Source organism: Streptomyces sp. SCA2-17, from assembly GCF_044336695.1.
Genome location: NZ_CP117521.1, coordinates 1,173,333 through 1,186,919, shown reverse-complemented (window position 1 = coordinate 1,186,919; position 13,587 = coordinate 1,173,333). Strand labels below are relative to the sequence as shown.

Genomic DNA, 13,587 nt, shown 5'->3' with positions numbered 1-13,587 from the left:
GCGCCGCGGCCGCTCACACTGGACGTGATGGGCATACGAGCGACGGCGGCCGCGGCCGCCGCGACAGCGATCGGTGCCGGCGCAGCCGCCCTCGCGGCCGGCCGGTACGCCTCCGACGCCGCCCTCCGCGCAGCCCCCGGCGGCCCCCCGCCGGACCAGCCGCGCCTCGCCGTCCACTCCGTCGACGGCGACCACATCACCCTCACCCGCCACCAGGCCTCGCTGCGCCCCGGCACCTACGGGCTGACCGGGCGCGGCCTGCACGCCGTCGTCGGCCCCGTCGTCCAGGACGCGCCGCACTCCGCCGACGCCGTCGTCCGCCGCCTGGTGCGCGTCACGCGCGGCGCCCCGGAGCCGGGTGACCGGGTGTGGCTCACCCCGCAGGTCCACGCCGGGAACCCCCGCGACACCCTCGGCCTCGACCACGCCGACGTCACCGTCCCCGGCGAGTTCGGACCGCTCCCCGCCTGGTTCCTGCCCGCCGCCCGCGACACCTGGGTGATCGCCGTGCACGGCCTCGGCGCCACCCGCGAGCACCCCATGGTCGTCATGCCGTTCCTGCACCGCCTGCGGCTGCCGGTCCTCGCCCTCGCCTACCGGGGCGACCCCGGGGCGCCCCGCCCACCGGACGGAATCAGCCGTTTCGGGCTCGCCGAATGGCATGATCTCGCCGCTGCCGTCCGCTATGCCCTGGCCCACGGTGCCCGCCGGGTCGTCCTCCACGGCTGGTCCACCGGCGCCACCATGGCCCTGCTGGCCGTCACCGACCCCGAGCTGCGCCCGCACATCAGCGGCGTCGTCCTCGACTCGCCGGTCCTCGACTGGCCGGCGGCCCTGCACGCCCTGGCCGCCGGCCGCGGCGTGCCCGCCCCGTTCCTCCCGCTCGCCGTGCACGCCGCCCGCGGCCGGACCGGAATGGCCCCCGACGGGCTCGACCGGCTCCGCGACCCGGCCCGGCTCGCCGTCCCCGCCCTCCTGGCCCACGGCCCCGACGACAGCGTCGCCCCGTGGCACACGTCACGCGAACTCGCGGCCGGCCGCCCCGATCTGATCGTCCTGCACACCGTCCGCCGCGCCCCGCACGCCGCGATGTGGAACGCCTCCCCGGAGCGTTACGAAGAGGCGCTGCGGAGGTTCCTCATCCCCTTCATGTGACGCCTCCACAGCCTCCAAGCTGCCCTGATCCAGCGGCAGGAAGTGAATGGTGGAGGGCTGGACAATTGATTCCGATTGGGTTTTCGGAGCGGCAGCGGCAAGACTGCTCCTGTGACGTCCCGTACTCCGCGCGACTCCCGGCTCAGACTTGTCCCCCGACAGCCGATCGCCGCTGCCCGCCGGGCCGTGGCCAACCGAGGCACCCGCCCGGCGCCCCGCCCGCCGGCCGGCACCCCGGCCCCGGCGGAACTGGCCCGGCAGGCCAGAGACTGCCTCACCGGCGCGGTCCGCGTGGCCCGCTGGGCGGCCGACGAGCGAGGCCGCGGCGCCACCCTGCGCCCCGGCACGACCGGCGGGCTCTCCGCGGAGACGGCCGGGCGGGCCGCCGCGGCCCTGGGCCTGACGCCCCACCAGACGCGCGCCGACTGGGACCGCGCCCGCCTCGCCGGGCTCGTCGAGCTCCACGGCGGCAGCGCCCGCCCCGGCTGGCGGATGCAGGCCTGGGACCGCGACGACGGTGCGGTCCTGCGCGGCTGGGTCGCCCTCTTCGACGCCTGGTCCCTGGCCCACCCCGCGCCCGAGGGAACCGACGCCACGGTCGCCGCCGAGGTCGTCGAGGCCGCGCCCCAGCTGCTGTCCGTCATGCACCTGTCGGCCGGGTCCGTGCCCGTCGCCATGCTCCTCGACCTGCTCCAGCAGCGCGTCGCCGAGATCCGCGCCGAGCGCTGTGAGGTCCCCTACGGCGGCCGGCCCGTCCCCGCGGCCCGGTCCGTCTCGACCGACGGCGACCTGCTGGAGGAGCTGCTCGGCTGGGCCCTCGAAGGGCTCGCCTCCGTCGGCGCCCTGGTCGTGCGCGGCGGCCCCGGGCCGCAGGCCGAGGCCGTGCTGACCCCGCTGGGCAACTGGGCGGTGTGGGTCAAGCTGGAGCAGATCTGCGTCGCCGCGCAGAGCCCCGCGGGCAACATCGAGCTGTCCGCCGAGGCCATGCTGCGCGGCTGCGCCGACCTCACCCCGGGCCCGGCCCGCGCCGAGTACCGCGCGTGGCTCGCCGCCCGCCCCGCCGGCAGCGCCCTGTGCGAGCTGCTGGACGCGGCCCGCGGTGACGACGCCCTCGTCCGGGGCCTGGCCTTCGAGGCGCTGCGGGCCGTCGGCGCGGCCGCGGAGCCCGCCGTCCGGGCCGTCGTGGAGGAGCCGTGCCTGCGGCCGTACGCCCTGCTGTGGCTCGCCGAGCACGAGGGGCGGGATCCGGAGCAGGCGGCCGAGGTCCTCACCCGCGAGGAGGCCACCTGGCTGTGGGTCGATACGGCCGCGGCCGTCGCCGACCACGGCGAGAGCCGGCTGCTCGTGCGGCACCTCGACTCGGCGGTGCAGGGCACGGTGCCGGGGCTGCTGGAGGAGGTGCGGGCGGTGGGGCATCCGCGCACGGTGCAGGTGCTGGTCGCCCTGGCGGCGGCCCATCCGGACCCGGCCTTGGCCAAGGCTGTCCGGAAGGCGGCCTTCCAGGTGCACACGGGCGGAGCCTAGGAATCCGGAGCCCGGCCGGCCCCGCGGGCCGCGCCGGGCTCAGCCCGCCGGGACGTACGTCCCGAAGCTCCACACGTTCCCCTCCAGGTCCCGCGCCATGTAGTCCCGCGAGCCGTACTCCTGGTCCGTCGGCGGCATCAGGATCTCCACGCCGCCCTTCTCGGCCCGCCGGAAGTGCGCGTCGGTGTCCTCGACCACGACGTAGACGCCCACCGGCCCGCTCTCCCGCATCGCCTCGGCGAACACCCCCACCCGGCCCTTCGAACCGATCATCACCCTGCCGTTGCCGTAGGCGAGTTCGGCGTGCAGGACCGTGCCGTCCTCGCTCTCGTACAGGGCGGCCTGCGTGAAGCCGAACGACTTGGTGAGCTGTTTGATCGCCGCCTTCGCGTCGCGGTAGAGCAGCGTGGGGTACATGCTCGGCGTGTGCGTGCCAGTCATCAGATGTCACTCCTTAGCGGGGGCTCGCCGGCCGGGCGCGCCGCTCAGCGGAAGGTGTTGCAGCGGGCCATGTCCCCGGTGCTGTAGCCCGTGTTGAACCACTGCTGCCGCTGCGCGGCCGAGCCGTGCGTCCAGCTCTCCGGCGTCACCCGGCCCTGGAACTTCTCCTGGATGCGGTCGTCGCCGACGGCCGCGGCCGCGGACAGGCCGTCGTCGATGTCCGCCCTGGTCAGCTTGCTGATCAGCGGCCGCCCGGTGGACTTCTCGGGCGTGGTCGTCGCGTGCCGGGCCCAGACGCCCGCGTAGCAGTCGGCCTGGAGCTCGACCTTGACGGAGTTGCTCTCGGCGCCCGTGCGCCGGTCCTGGGCGCGGCCCAGCGTGCCCATCAGGTTCTGGATGTGGTGCCCGTACTCGTGCGCGACGACGTACGCCTCCGCGAACGGGCCGCCGCTCGCCCCGAACTTCGTCCGCAGCTCGTTGAAGAACCCCAGGTCGAGATAGACCTTGCGGTCGCCCGGGCAGTAGAACGGGCCGACGGCCGAGGACGCGGTCCCGCAGGCCGTACGGACCTGGCCGGTGAAGAAGACGGTCGACGCGGGCGTGTACGTACCGGAGCGGCGGGCGAACTCCTGGCTCCAGAACGACTGCGCGCTGTTGACCACGGCGACGATCCGGCAGTCCTCGCGGGTGTTGGCGTCGCGGCCCGTCCGGCAGTGCTGGTTGACCTGCGCGTCGCTGCTCGCCGTGCCGCCGGGGGCCGGTTCCGAGGTCAGGCCGAGCTCCTGCGGGCCGATGCCGAAGAACAGCCCCAGGACCAGGGCGATCAGGCCGACGATGCCGCCGCCGATCGTCACCCCGCCGCCCGGGATCCGGCCGCCGCGCTCGTCCTGGACCTGGGAGGTGTCCAGTCCGGCGTCGTCGTCGAACTGCATGCGCCCACCGCCTTCCCACCCCTGAGTATCGGTGAATCGCCCCGTATGTCGCTATTGCTCGGGCGTCCGGTCCGGCGTGTCGGCGAGGCCGGCCGGCGGCGCCCGGATATCCAGGACAAACGGTACGGAAGGAGTGCCCTCATGGCGACGGCGGACACGGTGCACGACGGGCACCGCACTCCCTTCCGGGCCTCCCTCGCGCTCCTCCTCGCGGTGCTGCTCCTGACTCCGCCGCTGGCCGCCCTCGCCGTCCGCGGGCGGCACGCCCCGTTCGGCGACCGGCTCACCCTGCACGCCGCCGCGCGCGTCGCACGGCCCGCGAGCGCGCCCCGGGTGCGGGTCGTGCGGGGCGGGCTGGAGGCGTACGACCCCGGCACGGGCGCCCGCCGCTGGACGTACGCCCGTGACGGCCACCACCCGCTCCAGACCGCCCGCCCCGCCCGCGGCGGGGCCGTCGCCCTCTGGGACGACGGGCTCGTCACCGGCACCGCCCTGCGCGGCGGCGCGCTCTCCGTCTGGCACCGCGGCGTCCCGGGCGCCGCCGGGCGGGCCGCCCGCGGCGCCCTCCACCTGCTCGGCACGCCGCCGGGCGCGGTGGCCGTCGTCACCCCGCGGCTGGTCACCGCCTACGGGCCCGCCGACGGCGACCTCCGCTGGCACCGCGAGGCGGGCCCCGGCTGCGCCTTCGACCCGGCCCGCACGGCCCACCACGCGGGCTTCCTCCTGATCGCCCGCCGTTGCGCCCCCGGAACGCCCTGGACGACCGGAATCGCCGCCATCTCGGCGACGTCGCCGTTCGCGTAGCCCTCCGGAGCGGCGTACGGCACCGCCGGACCGGCGGTGCCGGTCCGGACCCGGCGGAGCTCAAACGTCCTCGCGGATCACCGTTAGACTGATGGGTATGGCATTCCTCCTCGTGCATTAGACGGCGCCGGCCGCCGCCCCGCAGGGGCCCCGCGGCCGAGATGACTCCCGTCCCCACCGCCGTCCATCCCGCCCTGGAGTAATCCCGTGATCACCGCTTCCGGCATCGAGCTGCGCGCCGGCGCCCGCATCCTCATCGAGAACGCCTCCTTCCGCATCGCCAAGGGCGACCGCATCGGCCTCGTCGGCCGCAACGGCGCCGGCAAGACCACCCTCACCAAGTGCCTCGCCGGCGAGGGCATGCCCGCGGGCGGCACGATCTCCCGCTCCGGCGAGGTCGGCTACCTCCCCCAGGACCCCCGCACCGGCGACCTCGACGTCCTCGCCCGCGACCGCATCCTCTCCGCCCGCGGCCTGGACGAGGTCCTGCGCAAGATGCGCGAGAACGAGGACCGGATGGCCAACGGCAAGGGCGCCACCCGCGAGAAGGCGATGAAGAAGTACGAGCGCCTGGAGACGGAGTTCCTGACCAAGGGCGGCTACGCCGCCGAGTCGGAAGCCGCCACCATCGCCGCCGCGCTCAGCCTGCCCGACCGGGTGCTCGGCCAGCCGCTGCACACCCTCTCCGGCGGTCAGCGCCGCCGCGTCGAGCTCGCCCGGATCCTCTTCTCCGACGCCGACACCCTGCTCCTCGACGAGCCGACCAACCACCTCGACGCCGACTCGATCGTCTGGCTGCGCGACTACCTCAAGACGTACCGCGGCGGCTTCATCGTGATCTCCCACGACGTCGACCTCGTCGAGACCGTCGTCAACAAGGTCTTCTACCTGGACGCGAACCGCTCGCAGATCGACGTCTACAACATGGGCTGGAAGCTCTACCAGCAGCAGCGCGAGGCCGACGAGAAGCGCCGCAAGCGCGAGCGCCAGAACGCCGAGAAGAAGGCCGCGGCCCTCAACTCGCAGGCCGACAAGATGCGCGCCAAGGCCACCAAGACCGTCGCCGCGCAGAACATGGCCAAGCGCGCCGAGCGCCTGCTGTCCGGCCTCGAAGCGGTACGGGTCTCCGACAAGGTCGCCAAGCTCCGCTTCCCCGACCCCGCGCCGTGCGGCAAGACCCCGCTGATGGCGGAGGGCCTCTCCAAGTCCTACGGCTCGCTCGAGATCTTCACCGACGTCGACCTGGCCATCGACAAGGGCTCCCGCGTCGTCATCCTCGGCCTCAACGGCGCCGGCAAGACCACGCTGCTGCGCCTGCTCGCGGGCGCCGAGAAGCCCGACACCGGGCAGGTCATCGAGGGCCACGGCCTGAAGATGGGCTACTACGCCCAGGAGCACGAGACGCTCGACCCCGAGCGCACCGTCCTGGAGAACATGCGGTCCTCCGCGCCCGACCTGGACCTCGTCGAGGTCCGCAAGACGCTCGGTTCGTTCCTCTTCTCCGGCGACGACGTCGACAAGCCGGCCGGCGTGCTCTCCGGCGGTGAGAAGACCCGGCTCGCGCTGGCGACCCTGGTCGTCTCGTCCGCCAACGTGCTGCTCCTCGACGAGCCCACCAACAACCTCGACCCCGCCAGCCGCGAGGAGATCCTCGGCGCCCTGCGCACCTACAAGGGCGCGGTCATCCTCGTCACCCACGACGAGGGCGCGGTCGAGGCCCTCGAACCCGAGCGCATCATCCTGCTGCCGGACGGCGTCGAGGACCTCTGGGGCCCGGACTACGCGGACCTGGTCACGCTCGCCTGATCCGGGGCCGTGACGGCCGTCGTCCTTCCGCCGCTTCGCACGGCTTCCCGCGGCCTTCCCCGCGGCTGCCCGCCCGAGCCCTGCCCCGGGCCCGGGCGCTCCGTAGCGCTCCGTGACGGCGTGATCGGTGCCGTCCCGATCATTCGGCCGACGGGTGATCCATCATCTGAGTGAGAGCGGCTCGTACCTCGCTGTCACCCGCCGCCCCGGCGCACGACCCGTGTCATGCGCCGGGGCGTTCGCACCACCGGCCGGGAGTGCCCCGTCTGACCTGCTCCTTCGCCGCGCCACCCGTACGGCCGTACGAGCGTGATCGTTCGGAATTACCTGCTCCGAGGCCTGTGAACGCCGGAAATCCGGGCCTCCGAGGGCCCCGGACTTCTCATGGACCTTGTCGAATGGGTGGCCAGGAGGCCGTATAGGGGTGATCATGAGAGTCAAGAGGCGCATCTCCCATGAGGAGGCACGGGTGGCCGAGACTCTGAAGAAGGGCAGCCGGGTAACCGGCGCCGCGCGCGAGAAGCTCGCGGCAGACCTGAAGAAGAAGTACGACTCCGGTGCGAGCATCAGGGCGCTGGCCGAAGAGACCGGCCGCTCCTACGGCTTCGTACACCGGATGCTCAGTGAATCCGGCGTGATCCTCCGGGGTCGCGGCGGAGCGACGCGCGGCAAGAAGGCCGCCTCGGCCTGACGCCCGCGCACCCAGGGCACCGACAGTGTGGGCAGTGCCACCCGGTCGGTCGAGCAGTCGGCCGGGTGGTTACTGTGCAGTCACCTACTGTGCAGTAGCCCGATCGGAGGCCCTTCGATGACTGCCCCCAGCGACAAGACTCTGCTCGACACCCTGCTCGACCGTGACGGCGTACGGCTCACCGTGGACGACGCGGTGGCCACCGTCACCCTCACCAACCCCGCCAAGCGCAACGCTCAGTCGCCCGCGCTCTGGCGGGCCCTGACCGAAGCCGGCCGGCTGCTCCCGGGCAGCGTCCGGATCGTCGTGCTGCGCGGCGAGGGCAAGTCCTTCTCCGCCGGGCTCGACCGGCAGGCCTTCACCCCCGAGGGCTTCGAGGGCGAGCCCTCGTTCCTCGACCTGGCCCGCGGAAGCGACGAGGCGCTCGACGCCGAGATCTCCGCGTACCAGTCCGCGTTCACCTGGTGGCGGCGCAACGACATCGTCTCCATCGCCGCGGTCCAGGGCCATGCGATAGGCGCCGGCTTCCAGCTCGCCCTCGCCTGCGACCTGCGCGTCTGCGCGGAGGACGCCCAGTTCGCCATGCGCGAGCCCAGCCTGGGCCTGGTGCCCGACCTCGGCGGCACCCAGCCGCTGGTCTCCCTCGTCGGCTACGCCCGCGCGCTGGAGATCTGCGCCACCGGGCGCTTCGTCCGGGCCGCGGAGGCCGAGCGCACCGGGCTCGCCAACCTGGTGGTGCCGGGCGACGAGCTCGACGGCGCGGTCCACGACCTCGCCGCGGCGATCCTCGCCGCCCCGCGCGACGCCGTGGTCGAGACCAAGGCGCTGCTGCGGGGCGCGGCCGGGCGGACGTACGACGAGCAGCGGACGGCGGAGCGGGCCGCGCAGGGGCGGCGGCTGCGGGATCTCGCGGGGGTGGGGGAGTAGTACCGGTCGTAGTGCCGGTTACTTCGTTACGCCGGCAGCTTCTGCGTGCCGGCTCTCGGGTTCCCGTGCGGGTTCGTGTTCGGGTCCGCGTTCGGTCAGCCCCGGACGCGGACCCCGTAGCGGGTGCGCAGCACGTGCAGCTCCCAGTACGACACCGCCGTCACGGAGAGCGGCCCGCCGAGGAACGCGGCGACCTGCACGGCCACCGGGCCGTTCGGCAGCCCGTCGCCGAGCTGGGCGACGTTCAGCACCCACACGAGGACGGCCGTGAGCACGGCCGGCAGGGCGGCGTGCACGTCGGCCGTGTTGAAGGCGTAGCGGGCGGCGGCGCCCGAGGCGAAGAAGAGGAAGAGCGCCGCCCAGATCAGCAGCGGGATGCCGGCGAGCAGGACGGTCAGGGCGATCACGGCCTGGAGCGCGAAGATGCCCTCCAGCGCCTTGTTCAGCACGAGCAGGAGCAGCACCGCGGCGGCCGCGCCGAGCGGTATGCCCAGGTACCAGCCGATGGCCCGGAGCGGGTAACGCAGCCGGGCGCGCAGCACGGGGCGGTGCTGCGGCGGCGCGTACCAGATGAAACCGGCGATCACGAGCGGGCCGACGAGGATCAGGACGAGCGGTGCGAGGAAGAGCTTCGTGAAGCCGTCCTCGAAGACGGCGCTCCAGCCGCCGTCGACGCCGTAGACGGATATCAGCAGGAACGTCGTGAGCGCGCCGGCGGCGGCCCGCGCCTTCTGGACGCGGCCTATGACGGGGTCGATGACCCGGCCGGGGCCGGCGGCGGCGAAGATGCCGTGGGCGTGGCGGCGGGCGTGGCGGGCGAGGCTCACCCCGTTGATCTTCAGCAGCTGTCTCAGCGACATGTGGCGTGCTCCCCCTGTGGTGCGGTACGTGCGTTACTGCGCGTCAAGATTTCGCGGAAGCTTATCCGGGGCTTATCCCCGGACGCGCACGCCGTAGCGGGTGCGCAGGTAGTACAGCTCCCAGGCGGAGACCGCGGTGACGGAGAGGGGACCGCCGAGGAAGGCGGCGATCTTGACGGGCAGGGGGCCGTTGGGGAGACCGTCGCCCATGGATATGAGGTTGAGCCCCCAGACGCAGATGGCCGTGAAGATCGCGGGCAGCATGGGGTGTACGTGCCCCGTGTTGAAGGCGTGCCGTGCAACGGTGCCGGAGGCGAAGAACATGAAGGCGGCCAGCCACAGGAGCATGGCGAACAGGGCGATCCTCAGCACGATGCCGAGCAGCAGGCCCTTGTAGCTGTAGCCGGCGATCGAGTGGTAGATGTCCTGCACATTCAGTAGCGCCAGGAAACAGCCGCCGGTTGCCGCGGCGCCCAGGAGGTAAAGGACGACGGCCTTCAGCGGATAGCCCAGGCGGGAGCGGAACAGGGGGCGTTTCTCCTTCGGCGCGTACCAGATGAAGCCCACCAGTACGAGCGGGCCGATCGCCAGCAGGACCACCGGCGCGAGGAAGAGCTTGCTGATCCCGTCCTTGAACGCGGCGCTCCAGCCGCCGTCCACGCCGTACGTCCAGAGCATGAAGAGGGTCGCCACCGTGCCGAGGACTGCCCGCAGCACCTGGATGCCGGTGATGTTGTCGTCTTCTATGCGCTGCGTGGGGCTGGTGACGGCGTAGCGAGCCACTCTGTGGGCGCTGGTCAGGAAGACCACCAGGCAGCCGCCGTTGTCTTCCGCTTGCCCGGTCTGTCCGGCCTGCTGGGTGTCCGCCATGGGTCCCCTCCTGGGGACCTGCTGTTGCCGCCCCGCGTTCTTGATCGAATGGGCGGGATTCTATCGCTGTGGGCATGACAGCCGGGGTCGTGTGCCCTCGCGGCCTCCCGCGATGCCGCGCGCACGCCCGGGCGCGTTCCGGGCCGAGGCTCACCCCCGTGGAGGCCTGCTCCCGTCGTTTCCCCCGGATCCCCCGCGCGGTCCGGGGAAAGCGCACCTAAGGTGGCAAAGGGAGCCCGTAGCCCATGGCCCGTAGCCGAGAGAGGCGAATGGACGATGAGCGAACACGTAAGCAGCAAGGAAAGCGTTCCTACCGCCCCGGCCGACCGCGGCCGCACCACGATCGCCGACGGGGTCGTCGAGAAGATCGCCGGGCTCGCCGCCCGTGATGTCGTCGGCGTCCACGCGATGGGCAGTGGGTTCTCCCGGACGTTCGGGGCCGTCCGGGACCGCGTCCCGGGCGGCAGCCGGTCCGTCTCGCGCGGTGTGAAGGCCGAGGTCGGCGAGGTCCAGACCGCGCTCGACCTGGAGATCGTCGTGGATTACGGGGTGGCGATCGCCGACGTCGCCCGGTCCGTCCGGGAGAACGTCATCGCGGCGGTGGAGCGGATGACCGGCCTGGAGGTCGTCGAGGTCAACATCGCCGTCACGGATGTGAAGCTGCCGGACGAGGAAGAGGACGAGCCGGAGCCGAGGCTCCAGTAGCCCAATCTGCGTAGCGGGGTTTGCACAGCCGGGATCGAGCGGCCGGGGTTCGCGTAGCCGGTCTGAGTGGAGGAGCTCGCGATGAGCATGGCCGTCGTCGGCATGATCGCCGGCATGGCGCTCGGGTTCGCCGGGTACTTCGGCGGGTTCGGGGCGTTTCTGCTCGTAGCCGCCCTGGGCGCGCTCGGGTTCGTGGTGGGCCGCTTCCTCGACGGGGACCTGGATCCGGGGGAGTTCTTCCGGACACGGGACCGGGACGGGCGGCGGCGGTGACGCTTCCGGCCGGTGAGCGCGGGGCGACCCGGATCGCCGACCGCGTGGTGGCGAAGATCGCTTCGCAGGCGGCGCGGGAGGCGCTTCGCGGGGCCGGGGTGCGGGGCGCGGGTGTCTCCCTTTCGGCCGGCGACGAGGCCGGGCCGCCCTACGCCGACGTCACCGTGCACGACGACATCGTCCGGGTGCGCGTCGCCGTCGAGCTCGGCTACCCCTCGGACATCGGTGCGCAGTGCGGGGCGGTACGGCGGCGGATCGCCGAACGGGTGAAGGCCCTGGCCGGGATGGACGTGCCGGAAGTGGCCGTCACCGTGGAACGGCTGCATTCCGTGCACACGGGGGCGACGGGGCGGGAGCGGGTGCGGTGAGCGGGGTCGAGGGCGGGATCGAGGGCGGGATCGACGGTGGTGTCGAAGGCGGGGTCGGGGGTCAGGGCGAGGGCCGGATTCCGGGGGCCCGGCGGTTTTGGGCCGTACGGCGGGTGCCTGCGTTTTTGGTAGCTGCCGTCGTTCTGGGTGCGGCCGGGATGCTGCTGTACGACGTTGCTGCTGTTCGCGCTCACCGGCCCGCCATGGAGTGGCGGCGGCGGCTCGCCCATGAGCTCGCCACCCGGCCCCTTGGCGATGGGTGGGTTGTGGGCGGTGCTGTTGTTGCCGTGGTGGCGGGGGTGTGGCTCGTTGTTCTTGCTGTCACCCCGGGGCTGCGGTCCGTGCTGCCCATGCGGCCCGACCGCGCCGACCTCCGCGCCGGGATCGACCGGCGCGCCGCGGCGCTCGTCCTGCGGGACCGCGCCATGGAGGTGGCCGGAGTGCAGTCCGTACGGGTCAACGTGGGGCGCCGGCGCGTGACCGTACGCGCGCAGTCCCACTTCCGGGACCTCGACGACGTACGGGCCGACGTGGAAGACGTGATCGGGGAAGGCGTGCGGAAGCTGGGGCTTGCGCACGAACCGGGGGTGTCGGTACGGGTCGGGCGGCCGGCGCCGGCGAAGCGGTGAGGGGCGGTGTGCGGTGCTGAGGGGTGTTAACCGGGTGCTGGTGGGTGCGGCCGGGGTCGTGCTCGTGAGCGTAGGGGCGGCTGTTCTTGTCGGAGCGCTCGATCTTCAGCGGCGCTGGGGCTTCACCCTGCCGTCCGCCTGGCCCTTCGACGGGCCGCGGGACGTGCTCTTGAGCCGGGGCGCGCGGACGAAGTGGCGGGGTGCGGGGTGGCGGTGGCCCGCGGTCATCGCCGGGCTGGGGGTTGTGGTGCTGCTGGCGCTGTGGTGGCTGCTGGCGCAGGTGCGGCGGCGCCGGCTGCGGGAGCTCGTCGTGGACTGCGGGGACGGCGAGGAGGCGGTGCTGCGGGGGAGAGCGCTGGAGGAGGTGGTGTGTGCGGAGGCGGAGGCGCTGGACGGGGTTGAGCGGGCGTTCGTCGCCCTGGAAGGGCGGCGGGGGGCGCCGGAGGCGCGGGTGGGGCTGACGCTGGCGCCGCACGCGTCGCCGGCGGTGGCGCTGTCGCGGCTGGACGGCGAGGCGCTGGAGCATGCGCGGGTGTCGGCGGGGGTGGGGCGGTTGGCGGTGTCGGTGCGGGTGCGGGCGGTTCGGCATCGGGCTGAGCGGGTGGGGTGAGTGCGGGGCCGGTGAGTGCGGGGCCGGTGCGTGCGGGGTGCGGGGTGCGGGGTTCGTGGTGGTGCGGGGCCGGTGCCTCCGGGGCAGGGGTCCGGGACCGTATATTTACGGGCCCGTTCCCCGCGTTTCTTTTGCGCCCTCATGCGCATCGGGCCCGCAAATACACGTCAGCGTCCCGGACCCCTGCCCCTGCGGCCCCGGCCCCTCCCGTCTCGTCGTCCGCTGACCGCCGGTCTCAGATGCCGTGGCGCGCCCCGCCGTCCACCGGCAGCATGACGCCGGTGAGGTAGGAAGCTGCGGGGGAGAGGAGGAAGGCTGCTGCCTTGCCGAATTCCTGAGGGGTTCCGTAGCGGCGCAGGGGGATTTGTGCTGCGTGGTGTGCTTTTGTTTTTTGCGGGTCGTCTGATCGGGCGTCCAGCTCCCTGACCCTGTCCGTGTCGATGCGGTGGGGGAGGAGGCCTATGACGCGGATGCCTCTCGGGCCCAGTTCCGTGGACAAGGACTTCGCGAAGCCCGCCAGGCCCGGCCGCAGGGCGTTGGAGATGGTCAGGCCCGGGATCGGTTCGTGGACCGAGGCCGAGAGGACGAAGCCGATCACGCCGCCCTCGGAGAGTTCGCCCGCGGCGGTGCGGGCCGTGCGGATGGCGCCCAGGAAGATCGTGTCGATGGCTCTTTGCCACTGGTCGTCGGTGACCGCGGCCGCGGTTCCCGCGGGCGGGCCGCCCACGCTGATGAGGATGCCGTCGAAGCCGCCGAAGTGGTCGCGGGCCGCGGCGATCAGGCGGTCCGGGGTGGCGGGGTCGGCGTTGTCGGCCGCCACGCCGAGGGCGTTGGGGCCCAGGGCCGTCGCGGCGGAGCGTGCGGATTCCTCCGTGCGGCCGGTGATCACTACCTTCGCGCCGTCAGTGATCAGTTCCTGGGCGGTGGCGTTGCCCAGGCCTCTGGTCGCCCCGGTGAGGACGTACGTGCGGTCTTTCAGTCCTAGATCCATG

General features: G+C 73.2%; 16 protein-coding genes. 11 read left to right on the top strand and 5 right to left on the bottom strand.

Going from position 1 to position 13,587, the window contains the following annotated elements:
* Nucleotides 1-27 precede the first annotated feature (27 nt).
* Both PS271_RS05285 and PS271_RS05280 read left to right on the top strand, forming a co-directional pair.
* A complete protein-coding gene (locus PS271_RS05285) occupies nucleotides 28-1,155 on the top strand; it encodes an alpha/beta hydrolase (RefSeq protein WP_398380503.1) in 1,128 nt (375 codons plus the stop codon).
* A gap of 111 nt (nucleotides 1,156-1,266) precedes the next feature.
* Nucleotides 1,267-2,679, top strand: a complete 1,413-nt coding sequence (locus PS271_RS05280; protein WP_398380501.1) for a hypothetical protein — start codon at nucleotides 1,267-1,269, stop codon at nucleotides 2,677-2,679.
* A gap of 39 nt (nucleotides 2,680-2,718) precedes the next feature.
* Here the strand turns inward: PS271_RS05280 and PS271_RS05275 are convergent, their stop codons facing one another.
* Nucleotides 2,719-3,120, bottom strand: a complete 402-nt coding sequence (locus tag PS271_RS05275) for a VOC family protein (protein ID WP_398380499.1) — start codon at nucleotides 3,118-3,120, stop codon at nucleotides 2,719-2,721.
* A gap of 44 nt (nucleotides 3,121-3,164) precedes the next feature.
* The gene (gene ypfJ / locus PS271_RS05270; protein ID WP_398380497.1) at nucleotides 3,165-4,052 is read right to left on the bottom strand and encodes a KPN_02809 family neutral zinc metallopeptidase; all 888 of its coding nucleotides are present in this window, start codon (nucleotides 4,050-4,052) and stop codon (nucleotides 3,165-3,167) included.
* 141 nt (nucleotides 4,053-4,193) lie between these two features.
* On the opposite strand from ypfJ, the gene PS271_RS05265 reads away from it, so the two are divergent.
* The 4 genes from PS271_RS05265 to PS271_RS05250 all read left to right on the top strand — a co-directional run bounded on the left by PS271_RS05265 (nucleotide 4,194) and on the right by PS271_RS05250 (nucleotide 8,280).
* Nucleotides 4,194-4,856 carry a hypothetical protein gene (locus tag PS271_RS05265; protein WP_398380495.1) on the top strand — a complete coding sequence of 221 codons (663 nt, stop codon included), beginning with the start codon at nucleotides 4,194-4,196 and terminating at the stop codon, nucleotides 4,854-4,856.
* A gap of 207 nt (nucleotides 4,857-5,063) precedes the next feature.
* Nucleotides 5,064-6,662, top strand: a complete 1,599-nt coding sequence (locus tag PS271_RS05260; RefSeq protein WP_030366668.1) for an ABC-F family ATP-binding cassette domain-containing protein — start codon at nucleotides 5,064-5,066, stop codon at nucleotides 6,660-6,662.
* 469 nt (nucleotides 6,663-7,131) lie between these two features.
* Nucleotides 7,132-7,353, top strand: coding sequence for a helix-turn-helix domain-containing protein (locus tag PS271_RS05255; RefSeq protein ID WP_030366669.1), 222 nt, complete (start codon nucleotides 7,132-7,134; stop codon nucleotides 7,351-7,353).
* Nucleotides 7,354-7,470: 117 nt separating this feature from the next.
* Nucleotides 7,471-8,280: an enoyl-CoA hydratase/isomerase family protein gene (locus PS271_RS05250; protein WP_398380492.1), complete on the top strand. Its 810-nt coding sequence runs from the start codon at nucleotides 7,471-7,473 to the stop codon at nucleotides 8,278-8,280.
* 95 nt (nucleotides 8,281-8,375) lie between these two features.
* Here the strand turns inward: PS271_RS05250 and PS271_RS05245 are convergent, their stop codons facing one another.
* Together PS271_RS05245 and PS271_RS05240 are read right to left on the bottom strand one after the other, a co-directional pair.
* On the bottom strand, nucleotides 8,376-9,140 hold the full coding sequence (locus PS271_RS05245) for a hypothetical protein (protein WP_398380490.1): 765 nt from the start codon (nucleotides 9,138-9,140) through the stop codon (nucleotides 8,376-8,378).
* Nucleotides 9,141-9,212: 72 nt separating this feature from the next.
* Nucleotides 9,213-10,010 carry a hypothetical protein gene (locus tag PS271_RS05240; protein ID WP_398380488.1) on the bottom strand — a complete coding sequence of 266 codons (798 nt, stop codon included), beginning with the start codon at nucleotides 10,008-10,010 and terminating at the stop codon, nucleotides 9,213-9,215.
* Nucleotides 10,011-10,286: 276 nt separating this feature from the next.
* Between PS271_RS05240 and PS271_RS05235 the strand changes: the two genes are divergently transcribed.
* The 5 genes from PS271_RS05235 (at nucleotide 10,287) to amaP (ending at nucleotide 12,595) form a co-directional block, all read left to right on the top strand.
* A complete protein-coding gene (locus PS271_RS05235; RefSeq protein WP_398380486.1) occupies nucleotides 10,287-10,715 on the top strand; it encodes an Asp23/Gls24 family envelope stress response protein in 429 nt (142 codons plus the stop codon).
* A gap of 81 nt (nucleotides 10,716-10,796) precedes the next feature.
* Nucleotides 10,797-10,988 carry a hypothetical protein gene (locus PS271_RS05230; protein ID WP_106679380.1) on the top strand — a complete coding sequence of 64 codons (192 nt, stop codon included), beginning with the start codon at nucleotides 10,797-10,799 and terminating at the stop codon, nucleotides 10,986-10,988.
* Nucleotides 10,985-11,356 (top strand): Asp23/Gls24 family envelope stress response protein, encoded by a 372-nt coding sequence (locus PS271_RS05225; protein ID WP_398380484.1) that lies wholly within the window; start codon nucleotides 10,985-10,987, stop codon nucleotides 11,354-11,356. The genes PS271_RS05230 and PS271_RS05225 overlap by 4 nt, the downstream gene beginning before the upstream one ends.
* A gap of 29 nt (nucleotides 11,357-11,385) precedes the next feature.
* Entirely contained in the window at nucleotides 11,386-11,985 is a 600-nt protein-coding gene (locus PS271_RS05220) for a DUF6286 domain-containing protein (protein WP_398386684.1), read from the top strand.
* Nucleotides 11,986-11,998: 13 nt separating this feature from the next.
* Nucleotides 11,999-12,595 (top strand): alkaline shock response membrane anchor protein AmaP, encoded by a 597-nt coding sequence (gene amaP, locus PS271_RS05215; protein ID WP_398380482.1) that lies wholly within the window; start codon nucleotides 11,999-12,001, stop codon nucleotides 12,593-12,595.
* A 235-nt stretch (nucleotides 12,596-12,830) separates the two neighbouring features.
* Here the strand turns inward: amaP and PS271_RS05210 are convergent, their stop codons facing one another.
* Nucleotides 12,831-13,586: an SDR family oxidoreductase gene (locus tag PS271_RS05210; RefSeq protein ID WP_398380480.1), complete on the bottom strand. Its 756-nt coding sequence runs from the start codon at nucleotides 13,584-13,586 to the stop codon at nucleotides 12,831-12,833.
* Nucleotide 13,587 lies beyond the last annotated feature (1 nt).

Excerpts from the sequence above, each read along its gene's own strand:
- PS271_RS05285 (WP_398380503.1), top strand. The coding sequence starts at position 28 with ATGGGCATACGAGCGACGGCGGCCGCGGCCGCCGCGACAGCGATCGGT.
- PS271_RS05275 (WP_398380499.1), bottom strand. The coding sequence starts at position 3,120 with ATGACTGGCACGCACACGCCGAGCATGTACCCCACGCTGCTCTACCGC.
- ypfJ (WP_398380497.1), bottom strand. The coding sequence starts at position 4,052 with ATGCAGTTCGACGACGACGCCGGACTGGACACCTCCCAGGTCCAGGAC.
- PS271_RS05265 (WP_398380495.1), top strand. The coding sequence starts at position 4,194 with ATGGCGACGGCGGACACGGTGCACGACGGGCACCGCACTCCCTTCCGG.
- PS271_RS05250 (WP_398380492.1), top strand. The coding sequence starts at position 7,471 with ATGACTGCCCCCAGCGACAAGACTCTGCTCGACACCCTGCTCGACCGT.
- PS271_RS05245 (WP_398380490.1), bottom strand. The coding sequence starts at position 9,140 with ATGTCGCTGAGACAGCTGCTGAAGATCAACGGGGTGAGCCTCGCCCGC.
- PS271_RS05240 (WP_398380488.1), bottom strand. The coding sequence starts at position 10,010 with ATGGCGGACACCCAGCAGGCCGGACAGACCGGGCAAGCGGAAGACAAC.
- PS271_RS05235 (WP_398380486.1), top strand. The coding sequence starts at position 10,287 with ATGAGCGAACACGTAAGCAGCAAGGAAAGCGTTCCTACCGCCCCGGCC.
- PS271_RS05230 (WP_106679380.1), top strand. The coding sequence starts at position 10,797 with ATGAGCATGGCCGTCGTCGGCATGATCGCCGGCATGGCGCTCGGGTTC.
- PS271_RS05210 (WP_398380480.1), bottom strand. The coding sequence starts at position 13,586 with ATGGATCTAGGACTGAAAGACCGCACGTACGTCCTCACCGGGGCGACC.